Consider the following 19,709-nt stretch of genomic DNA (forward strand, 5'->3'; position numbering starts at 1 on the left):
GCGCAAAGTTCGGGAGAATCTGTATCAGCCTATTTTCTTGAACAGAGAATCGACAAATTCGCTGCGGTCAAAAACCTGCAGATCGTCCATTTTTTCTCCGACACCGATGTATTTTACCGGAATTTTAAATTCATCGGAAATCCCGATAACGACACCGCCTTTGGCAGTTCCGTCCAGTTTTGTCACAGCAAGTGCTGTAATTTCGGTTACTTTGGTAAACTCCCTTGCCTGGATTACAGCATTCTGGCCTGTACTTCCGTCGAGTACGAGCAGTACTTCATGCGGTGCATCGGGAATGATTTTCTGCATGACACGCTTAATTTTAGCCAGTTCATTCATCAGGTTAACTTTCGTATGCAAGCGGCCTGCCGTGTCGATAATAATTACATCGGCGCCCGTTTCGGTACCTTTCAGCAAGGCATCGTAAGCTACTGCGGACGGATCGGTGTTCATGCCGTGATCAATCACCGGAACGTCTACACGTTTTCCCCACAATTTGAGCTGATCGACGGCTGCTGCCCGGAATGTATCGGCAGCACCAAGCACCACTTTATGTCCGCGCTGATGAAACTGATGCGCAAGCTTACCGATTGTTGTCGTTTTGCCCACGCCGTTTACACCCACAACCATAATGACATAAGGTTTGGGCAAATGTTCGGTTTCAAAACTGTCTTTAATGTCAACTGACTTGTTTTCAGTAAGAAGTGCTGCAATTTCTTCACGCAGTATGCCGTTCAGCTCGGCGGTTGTCGCATATTTATCCCTTGCAACACGTTCTTCGATTCGCTTGATAACCTTAACCGTAGTTTCGACGCCTACGTCCGAGCTGACCAGAATATCTTCAAGTTCATCCAGAACATCTTCATCAATCGTGGTTTTACCAACTATGGCACGGGACAATTTGCCAAAGAAACTATCTTTGGTTTTTTCCAGACCTTTATCTAGTGTTTCCTTTTTCTCTTTTGAAAAAAAACCGAATAGGCTCATAATAGTATGAATTGGGTAAAATCAGTTACAGCGCATGTGTGCCCAAAAATAAACAAAAAAAGTCCCGAAAGGGACTTTTTGCAAATTCAATAACAGAACCTTTTCAGGATCAGCTTTTTAACGCACCTTGAACACCGTCAAGAGGTACAATTTCTTCTTTGAAGGTATAAGCTCCGGTTTTAGGAGATTTTACGGCTTTAATCACTTTGGCAAATGATTTACCGCCTTCTTTTTTCAGGGTAGCAACTACTTTCTTTGCCATATCTGTATATTTTAAATAGTATTATGAATATTAACTGTTAAAAGCTCACTCAATAACGGTCCCTTTTCCGGTCACTTCAACAGTTAACGGATAACAATGAACTTATTTAATTTCTTTGTGAACTGTATAGCGTCTCAGAAATGAATTGAATTTTTTCAATTCCATACGGCCAGGCGTATTTTTCCGATTTTTTGTAGTCACATAACGTGACATTCCCGGAACACCACTGTCTTTTTGTTCTGTGCATTCCAATATAACCTGTACTCTATTACCTTTCTTAGCCATTACTTTACATCGTTTTACAAATAGGACTGCAAAAGTAATAACATTTCGTTTTATTCACAATACTATAATCTAAATAAAGATTAATTTTTTCATGATTCTGCTGCTTTGGAATAAGCCTTAACAAATTGGAGAACAAACCGATAACGCGGCATAATATTTGAAGCACTGCTAATTTCTATGATGGATATGAAGGAAATCTAGTACAAACTTGCTTTCTTCGTGTGGCAAATTATTTGTGAAATCCTTATCTGGCGGAAATTATTTAAAATTTTAAAACAATGACACTTAAAAAAAGTACTTCTTTGGCTTTTGTTGCCCTGGCAGTTTCCTTCTGCATCGGCTGTTCTTCAAAGGAAGACCGTGAAAAATACGATTATTATTATGGTTCCGGCAGTAAATCAAGAGAAGAAGCGGCGCTTGTAACACTTCAGAATGAAAGAAGAAACCAGCCTGCTCCTGCGCCGGCAGCAGCTTCAACTTCTGCTCCGACAGCAACTGCTGATGGCGGCCAGACCGGCGACAGCGCTTCGGCTGCAACTCCGGCTGCGGAAGGTGCCGCCACAGCAGCAGCTGCACCGGCAGCCAACGCCGCTCCAAAGCGTAAACCGATTCCGGCAGACGTTTCGGCATTGCTGAACAAACATGCATGCCTGGCATGTCATCAGGCTTATGATAAAGTAATCGGACCGCCTTACGCGGAAGTTGCCAAGAGAAAATATACAGCAGAGCAAATCGTAGAACTTGTTCATGCGCCAAAGCCTGAGCACTGGCCGGGTTATCCTCCGATGGCACCGTTTCCACAGGTTCCGAAAGCAGAAATTGTGGTTATAGCCAACTGGATTAATTCCTTGTAATCTGCATTATTAATCAAGATTGTCAAAAACGTCCGGTCTGAATCAGGCCGGACGTTTTTGCTTGTTATGCCGGATATAGGCGTATGGGTTACGTTGGATAATTGCCCGTTAACAATGGTTCATTAGCCGTGCGTAACCAGCGAATAGCATGTTAAATACATCATATATTTAGCCAATATCCAATTAACATGTACAATGCACTTGCACACACCAAAACAATACATTGTCCAGAAATGGATCGTATTCTTTACGCTTGGCCTGATTATTATTTACTTCTTCGTCTTTGTGTCCAAGTATGCTTTTAGCGCGCCGTATTTTGATGATTTCAGAGTAATATCCATCATCCGGCGCGTTGCGGAAAGCCCTTTGTCCCGGTTTGGCGAATTATTTCAGAATTTCAACGGCCACCGTTTTGGCTTTCCGTTTTCCATTGCATTGCTGGATTACTATATCGAAGGAAGCTACAATCTAAGATCAATGATGCTACTCGGCGGTAGTGTTTATGTCATGTTCTTTGTTGTGACATTTTTTACAATGCGCAGTGCCGGGCAGTCACCTGCTACAACGATTCCGGTTGCTCTGCTGATGTTCCAGCCATCGGTTCACAGGAATATTTTCTGGCCGATCAGCACGCTGCAGTACATGTTTTCGGTTTTACTGACAATCACCATGTTCTACTGCCTTTCAAAGCGCAGTAACAAAAGCTTTCTAGCAGCCTTGTTGCTGGCAGCCCTGCATACCTGCACAAACGGAAACGGAATTTATGTCATTATGCTAGGAATTGCCCAGCTGGTCAGCATGCATGACTATAAAAAAGCCGGAATATGGACCCTGTTTGTTGGATTATGTGCATTTGTGTTTTACCTGGGCATGCCGACCGTCGTAGGTCTGAATGGTTACTCTAACCAGTCGGAACAACTGCTTAAAGCACCTCTCCATATTTTGTATTGCTTTTTCAGCTTCATGGGAAGTACTTTTTTTGCCTTCAGGTTAAAACCCGAAGACACTGTAATACTCGGCGGTGTCCTGTTTGCACTAATGCTGTTTTTTTCTGTAAAATTTCTGTTGAATTTTTTTAAAAAATTTAATTCGAGCCTTTCCGACAAAGAATCCAGCGAACTTGTCATCTTTTTTACAGCAGTGTCTTTTGTAATTACGGCGGCAGGAGCAGCAATTTCTCGCGGGCACAACAGCATAACTCTCATTGTTGACCGTTATGAAGTTTACTCCGTGCTTGTTGTTGCCATGGTATATTGCCTCGTATTGTTTTCATTCAGAGGTTCCTGGCGTAACTACTTTCTGCTTGTTTCTATTCCGTTATCGTTTTTGTATTGTGCTTACATGCACTGGAATTATATCCCGGTCGTGGCACACTGGCAAAATTCTCTTCAGACAGATGTTTATATGCTTCAGAAAAACCAGACAATACAGGGAAAGCTTTATCCATTTACCAAAAAAGGTGCCGAACAGTTTGAGGTTGCACTGCAGGCAGGAATTTATCAATTTCCCCAAACAATTTTTACCAAGGTCGGCAACCGAATTGATGCCGATGCAAGCCGGCATGTTCATAAGGATCTGAAATTTCGGTTTAACAGCAAAATACTTCCGGCTTACGGAGGAGTACATTACTATCAGATTATTTCAGAAGATATTGTTCATCCCGAAACTTCAGAAATATATTTGATTTTGAGGTCTGTTTCAAAAAACAAAACTTACATACTATCGCCCGAGTGGAACAGAAATCAAGGTTATATGTCATTCTTAAAAATGAAAAAACAATATAGTTCTGGCTTCACAGCCCATATTTTTCAGGATACAACCGAGCCGGGAGATTATAATATCGGGATTGTAACGATCAAGGATGACGATATCGACATAGTATACGGATCACAGATTTTCACTATGCCGCGGGAAGGAAAGTTGACTTTATATTAAGATGACTTATATGTTATATTAGAAAATGCTAATTAGGTCACTAATTGTATCTTTGCGAAAGCATTTATAATTAAATATGACTGAAAGCGCAATTCAACCTGCTGACATAACGGATGAACTTCTGGCTACGTATGAAACCGTAATCGGGCTTGAAGTGCATTGTCAGCTACTGACTGAATCCAAGTTATTTGCTCAGGACCGCAATATATTTGGAACAGAGCCTAATACAAATATTGGCCCGTTGACATTGGCTTTGCCGGGAACGTTGCCGAAAATCAATAAAAAAGCAGTGGAGTACGCTGTCCGGCTTGGACTTGCATGCGGCTGCTCCATTAGCAAGCGGACCATTTTTGACCGGAAAAACTATTTTTATCCCGATCTTCCAAAAGGTTATCAGATTTCACAGGATAAAAAACCAATCTGTGAGAATGGCGGTGTTACGATCGCGATCAAAAATCCGGAAGGAAAAATGGCCGAAAAACTGATCCGGTTCCATCATATTCATCTGGAAGAAGATGCGGGCAAATCTGTACACGACGGCAGTGATACGGAAACACTTCTGGATTATAACCGCGCAGGAACGCCGCTTGTCGAAATGGTTTCCGAACCTGATTTAAGGTCGGCGGAAGAAACAGGCGCATTTGTTACGGAAATCCGTCGTCTTGTCCGGTATCTGCAAATCAGCGACGGAAATATGGAAGAAGGTTCGCTGCGCTGCGATGTAAACGTTTCTATCCGTAAAAAAGGAGAAAACAAACTCGGAACAAAGGTCGAAATCAAGAACATGAATTCGATCCGCAATATGATGCGCGCAATCAGTTTTGAAGAAAAAAGGCAGGTTTCCATGCTGGAGAACGGCACAGAAATCCAGCAGGAAACGCGGATGTTCGATGTGGAAAGCGGCCAGACTTACGGTATGCGGGTAAAGGAAACCATGAACGATTACCGCTATTTTCCTGATCCTGATCTGAGTCCGGTTGTAGTTTCGGAGGAATGGCTGGAAAATATCCGGGAAAGCATGCCGGCTTTGCCGCAGCAACTGCGTGAAAAATTTGTAAATCAGTACGGAATTCCGGCTTACGATGCCATGGTGCTGACGGATACGCGGGAAATTGCCGAATATTTTGAAGCCGTATGTTCGGAAACATCCGCTTTTAAAGCTGCTTCCAACTGGCTGATGGGACCGGTAAAATCCTATCTGAATGATCATGGCGGAACTATTGAAGCATTTCCAGTTAGTCCCAAAATCCTGGCCGATCTGATCCAGCTTAGCGAATCCGGTGTCGTGAGTAATTCTGTGGCGACACAGAAAATATTTCCCGTACTCCTGGAAGAACCGGGCCGGCTGCCTTCTGAAATTGCATCGTCAAATAACTGGCTGCAAAACAGCAATACTAACGAGCTTGAAACGTTGATTACTGAGGTTATAAATGCAATGCCGGACAAGGTAGCAGCTTACAGAAAAGGTAAAAAAGGATTGTTGGGATTGTTTGTCGGAGAGGTGATGAAAAAATCCAATGGTACGGCTGATCCCAAGCTGATCAATCAGTTGCTTGCTGAAAAACTCTGAAATTTTCACACATTAATCCATTTACAATACAGAAGATCATGAAAGGATTATTCAGACAAGGTATTTCCATTTGCAGCTTTGCTTTGCTGGGCTTTTGTGCTATGGCTCAGGAACTTGCTCCAAAGGATTTTACAATTAACGGAAAAGTTAAAAACGGCTCCAAAGGAGAAAAAGTGATTCTTGCAAGGTCTGCATCCGGCGGATCTCCTGTCAAGCTGGATTCGGCGCAGCTTGCTGCCGACGGCACGTTTTCCTTAAAAGGTGTTGAAAAGGACAGAGGAAGCTTTTTTGTGCTCAATTTAGCCGATCGTCAGAAAGTGGTTCTGCTTGTGGAAGGCGGCGAAACTTTCAATGTTACGGCTGACGGCGTTGGCAAAGACAGCAAAGGAAACAACGGAAAAGTAGAAATTACAGGTTCCAGAAATATGGAGTATTATTCCAAGATTGATCAGCTGATGCAGGATTTTGCCGCAAAGGTTACAGTATGGAATGAGGAATACGCCAAGGCAGAGGAAAAAAAGGATACTAAAAAAATTCAGGAAATTCAGCAGTCTTTTGCAAAAGCAGATCAGGAACGGCTGGATGTCATCAAGAAACTTTTGCCGGAAATGGGCACGTCGCTTGTTGCTCTTTTTACGGCCAACAATTTCCTGAGCCCGGAAAATGATCTTGATGTACTGAAAAAACTGGCCGAAGATTACGAAAAAGTCCAGCCTACGCCTACACTTGCAAAAGGGTTTATAGGTACGGTAAAAAGAATGGCCGGCGTAGCAGTAGGGCAGCAGGCTCCTGATTTTACGCTGACGAGCCCTGAAGGAAAGCCGGTTGCATTGTCTTCCTTGCGCGGCAAATTTGTATTGATTGACTTCTGGGCATCCTGGTGCGGACCTTGCCGTATGGAAAACCCCAATGTTGTCCGCATGTACGACAAGTTCAAGGATAAAGGATTTGATATATACGGCGTTTCGCTCGACGATAATGAAAAAGCCTGGAAAACGGCCATTACAAAGGATAACCTGAAATGGCAGCACGGATCGGAGCTGAAAAAATGGAACTCCGGCGTAGCGCAGGCTTATGGCGTAAATGCGATTCCGGCTACATTTTTACTGGATAAGGATGGAAAAATAATCGCCAAAAATTTGCGCGGTCCTGCTTTGGAAAGCAAGCTTCAGGAGCTTTTGGGAGCGCAGTAAAACCTACAGAAACAAACAGAAAAGATCCGTAAAATTCATTTTTACGGATCTTTTCTGTTTGAGAGAATTTCAAAATCTGCTTTTCAGATTTCATGATCTTCCAGACTGTAAAAGAAATTGACGGGATCAGGGAATTTGAAATCATAGTTGTAAAACCGGCTCAGCTTCTCGCCGGAAATGATTTTGAAATCCTGCTCTTTTTCAGGAACAGCAAATTCCGGCGCTTCCCAGCCGAACTGTGCACAGGATGTTTCATAGATCTCACGGCGCAAAGGATGCATTGGTGCTACAATGTTAAAAGTTTCATCAACAAGTCCGCCTTCCAGCATTTTCATCATAACTCCGATGGCATCGTCGCGGTGAATGTAATTTACCGGAATTCCGCCGGTTGTCATCTCTTTTTTCCCTGTTACGTATTTGCCCGGAATGCGGTTATAACCAAGCAGGCCTCCGAGCCGCAGAATCGTTACAGTTCGTTCCGGCCGCAATGATTTTGCCATTACTTCCGCGGTTACCATATCTTCCGAAGCGGATTGTTCAGGTAAATCAACATCCTCTTCAGTTACGATCCGGTTCAGTTCCGGATAAATGCCTGTTGAACTGATAAACACAACCTGATTGACAGGCGACTTCCTGATTTCACTGATTACGGCTTCCATTTGCTTTACGTAAAACCCCGGTCCGTTTTTTCCGGCACGCGGCGGCAGCGAAACAATCAGCGTTTCTGCGTTGAAAAAGGATTCTGTCAAAGCACTTTCATTTTCAAATCCGGGATTCAGTTCGAGCAAATAGCCGTTGATTCCTTTTGCTTTGAAATTTTCCAGTTTTGGCAAAGATGTTGTACTGCCGTTGATTTTCGTTGTAATATCGGACGCAAGCAGACGTTGAGCTAATGGAAACCCAAGCCAGCCGCAACCCAGAATGCTTATCCGGTTTTTTTCTATTTTTGATTTCTGATCTGTCATATTATTTTTTACCCAATCAAATGGTTAATTCCAGAATCCTGATATTGTTTGTTTTGCTGGCTGCTTTTTTAATGTCCTGCGGCAACAATGAAACCCGCAAAGCAGATACCAGCTCCATTCAGATGAAACTGGTTTCAGAAAATCTGGATGCAGAACTGTTTTCCTGCAAATCGGTTAAAGATGTACAAAATTTTCTGCAAAAGTATAATTACCTGCAAAAGGCCTATTTTACCGATTTTCCGGGAGATTCGGCACAGCTTGCCTCGCACCTTTTTAATATTCTCCAAAATCCTGATCTTCAGAATTTCAGAAAGGACCTGGATTCGCTGATCGGTGATCGTGAAGCAACTGTTCTGTCGCCGCTTTTAAAGGCGTATAAACAGATCAAATATCATTACCCGAATTTTAATGCGCCTAAAATCCAGTTTATAATCACCGGCTTTGAAGGAAATGACCTGTACGTTTCGGACTCGCTGGTGATCATCGGTCTGGATTATTTTGGAGGCCCAAATGCACGTTACCGCCCGGATGTTTATGATTATCAGTTGAGAAGGTACCGAAAAGAGTATATCGTGCCATCCATTGTATTCTTCACATCCAACCGTTATAACCGGATGGATGCGCAGGATCAGACGCTTTTGGCCGATATGATCGGATACGGAAAAGCATATGAATTTGTAAAACAGGTTATGCCGGATACGCCCGACAGCCTGATTTTGGGTTATTCAGAAGAAAATCTCCGGCGGACTTACAACAGCCAGCAGGAAATATGGTCGTACTTCGTTGCAAGCAAATTGCTTTATGAAAAAAGTGACCTGAAAAAAAGGAAATTTATTGAAGAACGGCCGTTTACTTCCGAAATAGGGCAGAAAGTTCCGGGTGCCATTGCGCGTTGGGTCGGCTGGCGCATTGTAAACCGTTTTGTTACCAAAAAACCTGAAATGACCTTGCCCGAGCTGATGCAGATCGGGAATGCGGGAAGGATTTTGCAGGAATCGGGTTATAAAGGCGAGCCGGACGAAGAGGAGTAAGTTTTTTACTTACTTTTGTGACATCTGTAACGTACTTCAAATCGCATTTGATGTCTTTCCCATTTACACTTCTCATTTTTTTACTCGTCGTTCCAGGCTTTGTAGTTGTCGGCGTTTATCTGGAGCGCAAGGTTTCTGCTTTTATTCAGGACCGGATGGGGCCTATGGAAGTCGGAAAATGGGGTTTGTTGCAGTTGTTTGCAGATTTGCTGAAATTACTTCAGAAAGAAGACATTGTTCCCAAAGCCGCTGACCGCAGGCTGTTTCTGATTGCGCCGTTTGTCATATTTGTTTCCGTTTTTGCCGGTTTCGCCATTGTTCCGCTGGCGCCTGACCTGGCCGGTTCGGGAGCGGCTGTCGGCGTTTTTTTCCTTTTGACAATCGTATCCGTTGACGTTATCGGACTGTTGATGGCGGGCTGGGGCTCCAATAACAAATACGCGCTGTTTGGTGCCATGCGTGCAGTCGCGCAGATTATTTCTTATGAAATCCCGCTCGGATTATCCATTTTATGCGTCGTAATGCTTACGCAAACGCTTGATTTGCAAATAATCAGTTTTCAGCAGGGCATTTATGCCAATGAAACGGTTTACCTTTTCGGAATGCGGAAGCTCGGAATAGATGTTACAAATGTCGGCGGATTTCTGGCCTGGAATATTGTACGCAATCCGTTTCTCATCATTGCATACGTCGTTTTTTTCATTGCTTCACTGGCCGAATGCAACCGTGCACCTTTTGACTTGCCGGAAGGAGAATCCGAAATCGTGGCCGGCTTTCATACGGAATATTCCGGAATGCGCTGGGCGCTGTTCATGTTATCGGAATACGGAATGATGCTGCTTGTATGCCTTTTAGGCGCCATTCTGTTTCTGGGAAGCTGGAACACGCCTTTGCCCAATATCGGCCCGATAAAGCTGGCTGAATGGACAAGCGGAGAGCCGGGAACGTGGTTTGGCTATGTAACCGGAATTTTCTGGCTGCTCGGCAAAGCCATGCTTGGAATATTGATCCAGATGTGGGCAAGATGGACTTTGCCCCGCTTACGCGTGGATCAGCTGATGTACCTTGGCTGGAAAGTGCTTACGCCCGTAGGACTTGTATTGTTTTTTATATCCGGGATCTGGCGGCTGGCCGGTATTTGAAAAATAAGCATTTCCGGTTTATTCCGCTATTTCGGCACCGTCCAGAATGTAGTTCATCTGATAAATATCGTCTGCATTCAGCTTTAAAGTTCCTACAAAAGTCAGCCGTTCGTCTGTTTTGAACTTTCTGCCGTCTTTCTTTTTAAAATTCAAAGTCATAACCGTTTCCGGGCCGGCTCCACCGCAGAAGAAACAGGCGCTGAACGGAAATGCAGACAATACGTACAAATTGGCATCCAGATCCACAGGCAGAATGTAACCCGTAATTGCCACCTGCTGGTTTTTCAGTTTCTGAACGCTCGGCCCGAAAGTAGGGTGGAGCATATAAATAGATTCTTCTGCATACCATTTCTTTTTAAAAGTAACATCGCGCAAGGTTTCCCACGTGAGCTTGACCGGATTGCCGGCAGGCACAAAAGCAGAAAGGGAAGTTATACAAAAAAGAAGTAATATGATTTTTACAGATTTCATCGTGCTTGTATTTGGTCTTTTGATATTTGCTTCACTAACAAATTTACACAGAATATCATTCCTCCGCCAGTGTCCGTGATATATTAAGCTTGTAAATGCCCAGCGAAGGCAATGCAGCTGCAAGCAACCCGATAAACAACGCAGCAAAAAACAAATAAATTTCTTCCGGCAATATACCGAACTGGCGCACGGAATAATGAAAATCCTGCTCGGCAGCGCGTGAAAACAGCCATAACCCGACACGGCTCAGCACAATTCCAGCAACAAAACCGATTATGGCCAGCATTAATCCTTCCAGCAGCAGCATCAAAAACAGCTTTGTACGCGTTGCACCCATGGAAAGCATCAATGCCATTTCATATTTTCTTTCTTTCAGTGAGTTGTAAAGCGAGATAAAAACGCTTGCGCCGGCTATAATGATAATGACAAGCGCCAGCGCACGAAGTGTTTCAATGCCTACTCCAAGCAGCGAAAACAAACGGTTTATTTCAATGCTCGGAAGCGCCGCCTGCATGGATGTGTTTTCATTGATTTGCCGCGGTATCGTCATCAGTCCCATCGGATTCCGGAACTGTACGAGTGCGCTGGTTACTTGTTTGTCTTCATCTTCATGCTCCGGTCCCAAAGTATGTTTTTCCGCTTCATGATTTTCTTCCGCATGTTCGTGAATATCCCAGATGCTCGAAAGCCGGGTTAAAATCAGCTGATCCACAACTGATCCGTTTGGTTCAAAAATGCCTTTTACAACATATTTCCGGTCCCCATGCACATCGCCTTCGGAATCCAGCCCGTGTGAACTGGAAAAAGTATCGCCGATTTTCAAGCCTGTATTTCTTGCCACTTTACTGCCGATCGTCACTTCCATGGATGCATTGTAAAGATGCCCTTGCGCTACTTTTGCCTGAAAATGCTCGGTGTATTTTGGAGTTGTTCCCACAATCCGGAATCCCTGATAGCTGTCGCCCATGGAAAGTGGAATGACGGTTTTGACAAACGGATTTTTTCTCAAACTGTTTACTTCCGACAAAGGTACATTGCCTGTCGGCGCATCAATCTGGTATATGCTCGAAAGAATGAGCTGCAACGGGCTGCCTTTGGCCCCGACGACGAGGTCTATGCCTTTGATGTTCCTGCGAAATTGCTCATCCAGTTGTTTGTTAAGCAACAGCAGCAACGATATCATACCAATTCCAAGGGTCAGAAGCAGCGCACTGAGAAAACTGTTGAGCTTTTTTTCCTTGAGATTGGCTATACTGATTTTAAGAAGATTCATCGGGAAATTATTTTTTACTGGAACAAGCGAAAATCAATCCTTCATTTCCAAACGGGCTTACAAAAAAACCTGGTTGGAAAAAACATCTTTCAGACGCTGATCATGCGTAACAACAACCAGACTTGCGCCGATGGAAGCGGACTGGGTTTTCAGCAGTTCAATGACTCTCTGACAATTGTTGTCGTCGAGGTTGGATGTCGGTTCGTCGGCCAGAATAATGTTCGGATTGTTCATTAGCGAACGTGCAATGCTTACACGCTGCTGTTCGCCCTGACTCAGCCTTGAAGGCTTTTTTGATAAATGATCTGCAAATCCAAGCTGTTCTGCCAGTGCCGTGGCTTTGGCTTTATCCGGCTTTTGGTCGCCAAGGTAATTGGAAAGCAGCATATTGTCCAGAACCGACAAAGAACTCACAAAATGCGGCCGCTGATAAACAATGCCGATGTTTTTTGCCCTGACCTGCGCAAGCTGCGAGTTGGAAAGATTGTTTGCAGAAGTACCGGCAATCATGATTTCGCCTGAGTCCGGTTTCAGCAGCAGGGCTAGCAAATGAAGCAGCGTTGTTTTCCCTTTTCCGGACTGGCCGAGAATCAGCAGCGTTTCGCCGTTCTTGCATTTGATATCTGGAAAACTAAACTTTTTTTGAGCAGAATACGCAAAGCGCAGGTTGGTACCGGTAATCATTGATCGTGCTTTTTCAGTATGCAATGATAATGAAGTTTTATTTTCTTTTTCATCAAAACACGGATAATATGGACCAATCCGGCACAATGCCGCGGGTTGCGGAATTTGTTGCAACGGATGAAGACTAAAAATTCAGACTTCACAAATAAATCAATCGGAAATACGTTGAAATGGTGATATAACCTTAAGAAAACCAACAACTATTCTATTTTTGCAAAAAATTGATCTGAAAATGCGTATAAATTTTGAATTGAGAAGATTGTCCGGAGCGCTGACGTTGATCTTAACTTTTGGGCTGTTGTTGACTAACCGGAACGTTCAGGCGCAGAGCCGCGGCATCTTTGTTCCTTACTCCACAGCAGGCATCGGCATCGGAACATCTAACTATTACGGTGACATGGCACCGTACAGAAGACCGCTTGCCTCCACTTTCAAAATGATGCGATGGAGTATAGGTGGAAATTATACAAGACATTTTACTCCACGGATTGCTGCCAGAGCCAGTTTTACTTATGCCCGAATCGCCGGAGACGATTATATCATGAACCGCGATTCAAAACACGACGCCAGTATTTTTTATGCCCGGAACCTGCATTTCCGCAATGATCTTAAAGAATTTTCAGTTCAGGGAATTTATAAATTAATACCCGATAACCGCAGTTATGACAGAAGACCGCAGTTCGGAGCCTATCTTTTTGCCGGTATCGCACTCACCGCACATAACCCGAAAGCACTGGACACATTAAAAGGAGACTGGGTTAAGTTGCAGCCGCTGGGTACCGAGGGACAAGGCAATGAAGGTTATGCAAAGCCGTATTCTCTTGTTCAGTTCGCTATTCCTGTTGGTATAGGCGTTCGGTACAAAATAAATTCAAGGTTTGATATTTCAGCAGAATTCGGTTTCAGAAAGACTTTTACAGATTATCTGGACGATACACACGGGAACTATGCCGATCCTGCATTATTTGCAGACAATCCGCTTGCACTAAAATTTGCCAACAGAAGTACAGATCCTGTTGCGGTAAGAAAAGGCGCAGACCGCACGGAATCACTTAAAAAATTCCTGCGGGCCAATTACAACATCGATTCCAATGATCCGCTGGCAACCTTGCCAACAACGGGTTTTGCTGCTCCAGGAACGTTCCGTGGAAACAGTCCTACTCAGAAGGATAACTATCTGTTCTGTATGATCCATCTTAACTACATGCTGCCTGCTCAAATTAAATGTCCACCGTTAAAATAATATTCTTGAAGTATTCTTTCAGATATCCGAATAACAGATACTTGCTTTCTACACTGGCAGGTATTTGTTTTTTAATGGCAGCCGTCAGTAATGTTCATGCGCAAAAGATCGAGCTCGGAGGAGGAATCGGCGGCTTCAACTACAGAGGTGACATTTCTCCCACTTTCAGGTTTCGGTTTTTCAGGCCCGGCGGAAGTTTGTTCTTCAGATATAATCCAAGTCAGGCACTGTCTTTACGGGCCGAAGCTGCTTTTGGCTTAACCGGAGCTGACGATCAGCATAGCAAAGACCCTTTTCAGCAAGCCAGGAATATGTCGTTTAAAAGCCGGATTCTGGAAGCAAGTGCTGTCGCTGAATACAACTTCCTGAATTATCAGGACAGGCGTTTTGCTGTAAACTGGAGTCCGTATGTATTCGGAGGCATGGGACTGGCCAAATTCAATGTTACTCCCCAAACTGCTGCTTATAAAACCAGCACATTGGTGATGCCTTATGGCGTAGGAATCAAATACCAGATCCGCAAACCCTGGAATATCGGACTGGAATACGGTACAAGGAAAACATTTACAGATTATCTGGACAACCTGGGCGGCGAGCCTGTCAATACGGACAAACTGCAGCAAGGAGACCCGTCGCTGAAAGATAATTATTATTATGTGCGTCTTTCTGTAAGTTATACCTTTTATAAAATCGTTTGTCCATAACCGGGTATGAAAAGGAATGTCCTCCTCGCTTCTGTTCTGATTGCACTTGTTTTGATTGGCTTTTTCGGATACCGGAAATATACCCGGTCATTAAGTCCGGAAGCAATTGCGGAAACAACTGAAAACGGCGTTAACATTCGGGTTAAATATAGCAGGCCGAGTAAAAAAGGGAGATTGCTTTTTGGAAGAGAAGAAGACAAGGCGTTACTTCCTTATGGTAAAGTCTGGCGGACAGGAGCCAATGAAGCAACCATAATCGAGCTGGGCGAAGGCCTGTACCTGGCTGGAAAGCCGGTCAAGGCAGGGGCTTATTCCCTTTATTCTGTTCCCGGGCAAAGCAGCTGGAAAATTATTCTGAACTCCGAAACAGGACAATGGGGAACAGCCTATAACGACGGCAAAGACGTGCTGAGCGTCGAGGTGCCGATCCGCATCAGGCCGAAAGTTCAGGAATTATTTAAAATTTATTTTGAAAACATACCCGGAGGCGTAAACATGGTTTTAAGCTGGGACCAGACCGAAGCGCTGGTTCCGTTTACCCGTCAGTAACCATTGCCTTAAGAGCACCTTATGTTCGTTGAAGCCATTGAGAAAGTAGATCAGTTTACACGTCCTATTCATTTTATACTTCGTTATTACACCGGAAGTGATATTGTACCCGGAACGGCTACTTTGTTTTTTGTTAATGAAGACGGCTTTGCTGTTACCTGCCGGCATGTAGCCCGGCAAATTTTATATTCCAGTTCCATTTACGAGAATTACCAGAAATTCAAAGGCGAGCTGAGGAGGTTTGAAAAAGATCCCGGCTTTGAAACCCAGCGTTTGTTTCTGGAATCCAAATACAAGATCAATTCAGAGAACCCGATCCGGATTCTGTTTAATTTCATCAAATGTGCTTCTTACAAAGGCCTGACGATTCATTTGCATCCGACGCAGGATTTAGCTATTATACAGTTCCGGGATTTTAATTCTAAGCAATACCAGGGCCATGCCAAATTCCTGAAAGATTCGCGGCAAGTGAAGCAAGGCAGATATTTGTGCCGTTTGGGATATCCTTTTCCGGAATTTACAAATTATAAGTACAACAAGAATACAGGCGATATAGAATGGACTAAAGAAGGCCGTATAAACACACCAAGCTTTCCGATTGACGGAATTATTACCCGGCATATTGGCGAAAGCAATGCCATTACGGGCATTGAAATGAGTACGCCCGGCTTGCGGGGACAAAGCGGAGGGCCGCTTTTTGACCGGAACGGCGTTATTTACGGCATGCAAAGCTCAACCCGGCATCTGCATCTTGGATTCGATCAGGTGAACAGAGAAGTAATTACAGACGGTCACCGTAAAAAAGTTTCAAACTATCCTTTCCTGAACGTGGGCCAGTGCGTTCATGTGGACGTGATCAAACAGTTTCTCCGGGAAAAAAACATTACTTTTTTTGAAGCTGACGAAACAGAATAAGCCGGTAGTGAACTGCTGAGACAGCAATCGGTTTCTATAAAATCAGCATAAGTTCTTCCAGCCTGCGAATGTCATAAGTTGGGGCCTCGTCAAACTGCAGTCCGGCGGGGTTATAATAAACCGTATCCATTCCAAACTGTTTTGCGCCCAGAATATCGGCAATCCAGTTATCGCCGATCATAATGCTTTCTTCCGGCAGCGCGTTGGCGACTTCCAGCGCATAGGCAAATATTCTTGGATCCGGCTTTTTGGCATTGGCACTTTCAAACGTCACGATATTTTCAAAAAAATGACTGATTTCTGAACTCGCTATTTTTCTTGCCTGAACATCGTTGAAGCCGTTTGTTATAATGTGCATCCGGTAACCGGCCGAGAAAGCATAGTTCAGCAAATCCAGTGCGCCTTCGAGCAAATGCTTTTTATCCGGAAGCGTCCGCAGGTAAGTTTCGCTTATTTCCGAATGGTTTGGCGGACAAGTAGCACCAATGTCTTCAAACACCAGCTTGAAACGGTTCTCACGTATATAGGTATGGTGCAATTTTCCGGTGTCAAACGCATTCCACAACTCTGTGTTGATTCTCAAAAACGACCCGATAAATGCGTCGATGGAAGAAACTCCGTACTGGATTAGCATCAGTGAATGAAAAATTTCTTCCAGTGATTCCGAAGAATTTTTTTCAAAATCCCATAGCGTGTGGTCAAGGTCAAAGAAAAGATGTTTGTATCTCATATCTGGAAAAAGTTCAATATTTGTTAATAAAATTCAATTTGTGTGCGGGTTTATTTAACCGGATATTTTGGGTATAAAATGATCCAAATTGTAGACTATATACGTATATTTATTAAATATGTGCTATTATTTGTTACAATTGGCCTAGACATGAAGGTTTATGATCAAAAAATATCCAAAAAGCCGGATTATTGTTAACATCTGTTAATGTAAAATTATTTATAAAAAAAAGAAACATAAACATTTGCAAATTATTTGCCAAATCTATTTCTTTGATATATATAATTCAAAATACAGAAAAGTCACTTCAAATATTTCACTAAACAGAAAGGAGAAACAATATCGAGGAACTGCTCTACGTTAACTAAATCGAATAGTAAAAATGGAGAAAGTCCAAGTTAGCGACAGTGAGTTGGTAACATTGTATATCCACGGCAATGAAAAAGCTTTTGAAAAGCTGGTTCAGCGCCATAAATCAAGAATATACACCACTATTTATCTTATTGTCAAGGATCAGTATGTAGCCGAAGATTTATTGCAGGATACATTTATTAAAGCCGTAGATACGATAAAAGGTGGCAGATATAATGATGAAGGCAAGTTCCTTCCGTGGATTATACGTATCGCACACAACCTCGCTATTGATTATTTCAGACGCGATAAACGCTACCCCAATGTAGTATTCGAAGATGGAAGCAGTGTTTTCAATACACTGGATTTTTCGGAAGATTCCGTTGAGTCCGTCCAGATTCGTCAGGAGACGCATGAGCAACTGCGGGAGATGATCCAGCGGTTACCTGATGTGCAGAAGCAAGTACTGATCATGCGCCACTATGAGGACATGAGCTTTCAGGAAATTGCCGATGCAACAGGAGTGAGTATTAATACGGCATTGGGAAGAATGCGTTACGCGTTGATAAACTTGCGTAAGCAATTCAACCAACGTGCCCCACAATATGACAAAAACTTTTACCTACGATGATGTTGTAAGGTATTTATATGCCGAAACAACAGAAAATGAAAATGATCTGATTGTCGAGGCTCTTGCACTTGATGATGATTTGATGAGTTTCTACATTGATTCTCTTGAAATACAGAATCAGATGAACAGAATCGTCCGGACGCCTTCGGATACAGCTGTTTCAGAAGTCATCAGGTACTCTCAACAGTTTTCACTGAAAAGACCTGCAACGCTTTCGTTTTAAAAGGTTGTTAATTGTTATAATTTATTATCAGGATTAATTATTTTTAATCCATTCAGTGTTATTTTCCAGAAGAGGATTTTAGTTTTCTTCTGGAAAATATTTTTTTATATGCTTAAAAAAGACCGATTCAAATTGTTTCTGGATTATTTTACCCGGAATTTTCCCGAACCTGAAACTGAATTACATTACAGGAATCCTTACGAACTGCTCGTCGCAGTTATCCTTTCTGCACAGTGCACGGACAAACGGATTAACCTTGTTACGCCTCTTCTGTTCGAACGGTTTCCCGATCCGCAATCACTCGCGGCTTCGAACGTTGAAGAAGTGTTTACTTATATCAAATCTGTTTCTTATCCGAATAACAAGAGCAAGCATCTGATCGGCATGGCAAGAATGCTTGTAGAGCATTTTAATTCCGAGATTCCGGCGACTGTCGAGGAGTTGCAAAAGCTGCCCGGAGTAGGCCGTAAAACGGCCAATGTGGTTGTATCGGTTGTTTATAACCAGCCCGCAATGGCAGTTGATACGCACGTTTTCCGCGTTTCCCGCCGATTGGGACTTGTGCCTATGACGGCCTCTACGCCACTTGCCGTGGAAATGGGCCTGTTAAAATATCTGCCCAAGTTCCTGGTGTACAAAGCGCATCACTGGCTTATTCTTCATGGCCGTTACATTTGCATTGCCAGAAATCCCAAATGCCCGGAATGCCCGCTTACTTCTTTTTGCAAGTATTTTGAGGATAATGTAAAAACGGGCCTTTTGCAATCCTGATTACAACTATTCGGCCCTGACAGGAGTCTATAAGCAATAGTAATCAATCCATTTAATTTAGAAAGTATTAACGAAATGAAGCGTTTTAATTTATCATTGTATTTTTTGCTGGCTGGTATTTTCAGTTTGTCTTCCTGTATGGATACTGTTGAAAACAAGGATGACGAAAAAATTACTGAAAACAATGCAGCCATTGAAGCTTATTTGAAAACCGACAGCGCAGGAAGTCAGGCTGTTAAAGATACCTCGGGGCTTTACTACATCAAACGGCTCAGCAATCCGGCCGGACAGCTTGCAAAAAGAGGCGATGCGGCTACGATCAAGTATACGGCCTATTTGCTGGATGGTACCAAGGTTATATCTTCTTCGGACAATAACAAGACGGATTTTACCTTTCCGGTAGAAGGTTACCTGTACTGGACAGGAATCGAAAGAGGGATTTTCCTGATGAAAACCGGTGAAAAAGCTACTTTGCTGCTTCCTTATTACCTTGCATCGGGTAACACGGATAAAGTCAACATTCCGGCATATTCTCCTATTCGTCTGGAAATGGAATTTGTTAAAACCAGAACTGAAGTTCAGCAAATAGATGATTTTCTGGCTGCCAAACAATTCAAAGTTTCTGAAAGATCTGCTGATAACCTCGTTATTGTAAGATCAAATACCGTTACCGGTGATACACTCGGAGCCGGGAAAGCAGTAAATGTGAAATATGTTGGCAAGCTGCTGAATGATACCAAGTTTGATGAAGGAACATTTTCTTTTGTAACAGGTACCAACAGTGCTGTTCCCGGATTCGACCGTGCCATCCGCAGAATGCGTAAGACAGAAAAAGCAATCATCATATTTCCTTCAGCTTTGGGCTATGGAAAAAACGGAAATCGCACTATTCTGCCTTATTCACCATTGCAGTTTGAAATTGAAGTTTTGTAACAATAAA

The 19,709-nt window shown here is 43.3% G+C and carries 22 protein-coding genes; 14 read left to right on the top strand and 8 right to left on the bottom strand.

Annotated elements, in window-relative coordinates; all coding sequences use genetic code 11:
- Positions 1-24: 24 nt before the first annotated feature.
- The 3 genes from ftsY to rpmG all read right to left on the bottom strand — a co-directional run bounded on the left by ftsY (position 25) and on the right by rpmG (position 1,534).
- Entirely contained in the window at positions 25-987 is a 963-nt protein-coding gene (ftsY, locus tag FEM33_RS00160) for a signal recognition particle-docking protein FtsY (RefSeq protein ID WP_139010112.1), read from the bottom strand.
- Positions 988-1,096: 109 nt separating this feature from the next.
- Positions 1,097-1,249: a DUF4295 domain-containing protein gene (locus FEM33_RS00165; protein ID WP_138283279.1), complete on the bottom strand. Its 153-nt coding sequence runs from the start codon at positions 1,247-1,249 to the stop codon at positions 1,097-1,099.
- A gap of 102 nt (positions 1,250-1,351) precedes the next feature.
- The gene (gene rpmG, locus FEM33_RS00170) at positions 1,352-1,534 is read right to left on the bottom strand and encodes a 50S ribosomal protein L33 (protein ID WP_026632037.1); all 183 of its coding nucleotides are present in this window, start codon (positions 1,532-1,534) and stop codon (positions 1,352-1,354) included.
- Between the two features lie 278 nt (positions 1,535-1,812).
- Here rpmG and FEM33_RS00175 point away from each other — a divergent pair, with 278 nt between their 5' ends.
- The 4 genes from FEM33_RS00175 (at position 1,813) to FEM33_RS00190 (ending at position 7,086) form a co-directional block, all read left to right on the top strand.
- Positions 1,813-2,388, top strand: a complete 576-nt coding sequence (locus FEM33_RS00175) for a c-type cytochrome (protein WP_139010113.1) — start codon at positions 1,813-1,815, stop codon at positions 2,386-2,388.
- Positions 2,389-2,583: 195 nt separating this feature from the next.
- Positions 2,584-4,323, top strand: a complete 1,740-nt coding sequence (locus tag FEM33_RS00180) for a hypothetical protein (protein ID WP_139010114.1) — start codon at positions 2,584-2,586, stop codon at positions 4,321-4,323.
- Positions 4,324-4,399: 76 nt separating this feature from the next.
- Positions 4,400-5,893, top strand: coding sequence for an Asp-tRNA(Asn)/Glu-tRNA(Gln) amidotransferase subunit GatB (gatB, locus tag FEM33_RS00185; protein ID WP_139010115.1), 1,494 nt, complete (start codon positions 4,400-4,402; stop codon positions 5,891-5,893).
- A 38-nt stretch (positions 5,894-5,931) separates the two neighbouring features.
- A complete protein-coding gene (locus FEM33_RS00190) occupies positions 5,932-7,086 on the top strand; it encodes a TlpA disulfide reductase family protein (RefSeq protein WP_139010116.1) in 1,155 nt (384 codons plus the stop codon).
- An 83-nt stretch (positions 7,087-7,169) separates the two neighbouring features.
- Here the strand turns inward: FEM33_RS00190 and FEM33_RS00195 are convergent, their stop codons facing one another.
- Positions 7,170-8,051 (bottom strand): Rossmann-fold NAD(P)-binding domain-containing protein, encoded by an 882-nt coding sequence (locus FEM33_RS00195; protein WP_139010117.1) that lies wholly within the window; start codon positions 8,049-8,051, stop codon positions 7,170-7,172.
- A gap of 20 nt (positions 8,052-8,071) precedes the next feature.
- On the opposite strand from FEM33_RS00195, the gene FEM33_RS00200 reads away from it, so the two are divergent.
- Entirely contained in the window at positions 8,072-9,082 is a 1,011-nt protein-coding gene (locus FEM33_RS00200; protein ID WP_139010118.1) for a gliding motility protein GldB-related protein, read from the top strand.
- A 50-nt stretch (positions 9,083-9,132) separates the two neighbouring features.
- On the top strand, positions 9,133-10,224 hold the full coding sequence (locus FEM33_RS00205) for a complex I subunit 1/NuoH family protein (protein WP_139010119.1): 1,092 nt from the start codon (positions 9,133-9,135) through the stop codon (positions 10,222-10,224).
- An 18-nt stretch (positions 10,225-10,242) separates the two neighbouring features.
- Here the strand turns inward: FEM33_RS00205 and FEM33_RS00210 are convergent, their stop codons facing one another.
- From FEM33_RS00210 to FEM33_RS00220, 3 genes are read right to left on the bottom strand one after another with little or no spacing between them, the layout of a single operon-like run.
- Positions 10,243-10,695 (bottom strand): YEATS domain-containing protein, encoded by a 453-nt coding sequence (locus tag FEM33_RS00210; RefSeq protein WP_139010120.1) that lies wholly within the window; start codon positions 10,693-10,695, stop codon positions 10,243-10,245.
- Between the two features lie 55 nt (positions 10,696-10,750).
- A complete protein-coding gene (locus FEM33_RS00215) occupies positions 10,751-11,968 on the bottom strand; it encodes an ABC transporter permease (RefSeq protein ID WP_139010121.1) in 1,218 nt (405 codons plus the stop codon).
- Between the two features lie 57 nt (positions 11,969-12,025).
- Positions 12,026-12,652: an ABC transporter ATP-binding protein gene (locus tag FEM33_RS00220; RefSeq protein ID WP_139010122.1), complete on the bottom strand. Its 627-nt coding sequence runs from the start codon at positions 12,650-12,652 to the stop codon at positions 12,026-12,028.
- A gap of 232 nt (positions 12,653-12,884) precedes the next feature.
- On the opposite strand from FEM33_RS00220, the gene FEM33_RS00225 reads away from it, so the two are divergent.
- From FEM33_RS00225 to FEM33_RS00240, 4 genes are all read left to right on the top strand, one after another.
- The gene (locus FEM33_RS00225; protein WP_229214006.1) at positions 12,885-13,895 is read left to right on the top strand and encodes a DUF6089 family protein; all 1,011 of its coding nucleotides are present in this window, start codon (positions 12,885-12,887) and stop codon (positions 13,893-13,895) included.
- A gap of 74 nt (positions 13,896-13,969) precedes the next feature.
- Positions 13,970-14,599 (top strand): type IX secretion system protein PorG, encoded by a 630-nt coding sequence (gene porG, locus FEM33_RS00230; protein ID WP_139010123.1) that lies wholly within the window; start codon positions 13,970-13,972, stop codon positions 14,597-14,599.
- Between the two features lie 6 nt (positions 14,600-14,605).
- Complete coding sequence (locus FEM33_RS00235; protein ID WP_139010124.1) at positions 14,606-15,148, top strand: DUF2911 domain-containing protein; 543 nt, start codon at positions 14,606-14,608, stop codon at positions 15,146-15,148.
- Positions 15,149-15,169: 21 nt separating this feature from the next.
- Positions 15,170-16,063: a S1 family peptidase gene (locus FEM33_RS00240; RefSeq protein ID WP_139010125.1), complete on the top strand. Its 894-nt coding sequence runs from the start codon at positions 15,170-15,172 to the stop codon at positions 16,061-16,063.
- A gap of 34 nt (positions 16,064-16,097) precedes the next feature.
- Here the strand turns inward: FEM33_RS00240 and FEM33_RS00245 are convergent, their stop codons facing one another.
- Positions 16,098-16,793 carry a YjjG family noncanonical pyrimidine nucleotidase gene (locus tag FEM33_RS00245; RefSeq protein ID WP_139010126.1) on the bottom strand — a complete coding sequence of 232 codons (696 nt, stop codon included), beginning with the start codon at positions 16,791-16,793 and terminating at the stop codon, positions 16,098-16,100.
- 382 nt (positions 16,794-17,175) lie between these two features.
- Between FEM33_RS00245 and FEM33_RS00250 the strand changes: the two genes are divergently transcribed.
- The 4 genes from FEM33_RS00250 (at position 17,176) to FEM33_RS00265 (ending at position 19,702) form a co-directional block, all read left to right on the top strand.
- Complete coding sequence (locus FEM33_RS00250; protein WP_138283266.1) at positions 17,176-17,775, top strand: RNA polymerase sigma factor; 600 nt, start codon at positions 17,176-17,178, stop codon at positions 17,773-17,775.
- Positions 17,750-17,998 carry a hypothetical protein gene (locus FEM33_RS00255; RefSeq protein ID WP_139010127.1) on the top strand — a complete coding sequence of 83 codons (249 nt, stop codon included), beginning with the start codon at positions 17,750-17,752 and terminating at the stop codon, positions 17,996-17,998. Before FEM33_RS00250 ends, FEM33_RS00255 begins: the two co-directional genes overlap by 26 nt.
- A 108-nt stretch (positions 17,999-18,106) precedes the next feature.
- On the top strand, positions 18,107-18,769 hold the full coding sequence (gene nth / locus FEM33_RS00260; protein ID WP_139010128.1) for an endonuclease III: 663 nt from the start codon (positions 18,107-18,109) through the stop codon (positions 18,767-18,769).
- A gap of 75 nt (positions 18,770-18,844) precedes the next feature.
- Positions 18,845-19,702, top strand: coding sequence for an FKBP-type peptidyl-prolyl cis-trans isomerase (locus tag FEM33_RS00265; RefSeq protein ID WP_139010129.1), 858 nt, complete (start codon positions 18,845-18,847; stop codon positions 19,700-19,702).
- Positions 19,703-19,709: the final 7 nt, after the last annotated feature.

The sequence above is a fragment of the Dyadobacter flavalbus genome (genome assembly GCF_006149045.1).
GTDB lineage: Bacteria > Bacteroidota > Bacteroidia > Cytophagales > Spirosomataceae > Dyadobacter > Dyadobacter flavalbus.

What these genes read in the sequence shown, in the direction of transcription:
- ftsY (WP_139010112.1), bottom strand. Translation starts at nt 987, where the DNA reads ATGAGCCTATTCGGTTTTTTTTCAAAAGAGAAAAAGGAAACACTAGAT.
- FEM33_RS00165 (WP_138283279.1), bottom strand. Translation starts at nt 1,249, where the DNA reads ATGGCAAAGAAAGTAGTTGCTACCCTGAAAAAAGAAGGCGGTAAATCA.
- rpmG (WP_026632037.1), bottom strand. Translation starts at nt 1,534, where the DNA reads ATGGCTAAGAAAGGTAATAGAGTACAGGTTATATTGGAATGCACAGAA.
- FEM33_RS00175 (WP_139010113.1), top strand. Translation starts at nt 1,813, where the DNA reads ATGACACTTAAAAAAAGTACTTCTTTGGCTTTTGTTGCCCTGGCAGTT.
- FEM33_RS00180 (WP_139010114.1), top strand. Translation starts at nt 2,584, where the DNA reads ATGCACTTGCACACACCAAAACAATACATTGTCCAGAAATGGATCGTA.
- gatB (WP_139010115.1), top strand. Translation starts at nt 4,400, where the DNA reads ATGACTGAAAGCGCAATTCAACCTGCTGACATAACGGATGAACTTCTG.
- FEM33_RS00190 (WP_139010116.1), top strand. Translation starts at nt 5,932, where the DNA reads ATGAAAGGATTATTCAGACAAGGTATTTCCATTTGCAGCTTTGCTTTG.
- FEM33_RS00195 (WP_139010117.1), bottom strand. Translation starts at nt 8,051, where the DNA reads ATGACAGATCAGAAATCAAAAATAGAAAAAAACCGGATAAGCATTCTG.
- FEM33_RS00200 (WP_139010118.1), top strand. Translation starts at nt 8,072, where the DNA reads ATGGTTAATTCCAGAATCCTGATATTGTTTGTTTTGCTGGCTGCTTTT.
- FEM33_RS00205 (WP_139010119.1), top strand. Translation starts at nt 9,133, where the DNA reads ATGTCTTTCCCATTTACACTTCTCATTTTTTTACTCGTCGTTCCAGGC.
- FEM33_RS00210 (WP_139010120.1), bottom strand. Translation starts at nt 10,695, where the DNA reads ATGAAATCTGTAAAAATCATATTACTTCTTTTTTGTATAACTTCCCTT.
- FEM33_RS00215 (WP_139010121.1), bottom strand. Translation starts at nt 11,968, where the DNA reads ATGAATCTTCTTAAAATCAGTATAGCCAATCTCAAGGAAAAAAAGCTC.
- FEM33_RS00220 (WP_139010122.1), bottom strand. Translation starts at nt 12,652, where the DNA reads ATGATTACCGGTACCAACCTGCGCTTTGCGTATTCTGCTCAAAAAAAG.
- FEM33_RS00225 (WP_229214006.1), top strand. Translation starts at nt 12,885, where the DNA reads ATGCGTATAAATTTTGAATTGAGAAGATTGTCCGGAGCGCTGACGTTG.
- porG (WP_139010123.1), top strand. Translation starts at nt 13,970, where the DNA reads ATGGCAGCCGTCAGTAATGTTCATGCGCAAAAGATCGAGCTCGGAGGA.
- FEM33_RS00235 (WP_139010124.1), top strand. Translation starts at nt 14,606, where the DNA reads ATGAAAAGGAATGTCCTCCTCGCTTCTGTTCTGATTGCACTTGTTTTG.
- FEM33_RS00240 (WP_139010125.1), top strand. Translation starts at nt 15,170, where the DNA reads ATGTTCGTTGAAGCCATTGAGAAAGTAGATCAGTTTACACGTCCTATT.
- FEM33_RS00245 (WP_139010126.1), bottom strand. Translation starts at nt 16,793, where the DNA reads ATGAGATACAAACATCTTTTCTTTGACCTTGACCACACGCTATGGGAT.
- FEM33_RS00250 (WP_138283266.1), top strand. Translation starts at nt 17,176, where the DNA reads ATGGAGAAAGTCCAAGTTAGCGACAGTGAGTTGGTAACATTGTATATC.
- FEM33_RS00255 (WP_139010127.1), top strand. Translation starts at nt 17,750, where the DNA reads ATGACAAAAACTTTTACCTACGATGATGTTGTAAGGTATTTATATGCC.
- nth (WP_139010128.1), top strand. Translation starts at nt 18,107, where the DNA reads ATGCTTAAAAAAGACCGATTCAAATTGTTTCTGGATTATTTTACCCGG.
- FEM33_RS00265 (WP_139010129.1), top strand. Translation starts at nt 18,845, where the DNA reads ATGAAGCGTTTTAATTTATCATTGTATTTTTTGCTGGCTGGTATTTTC.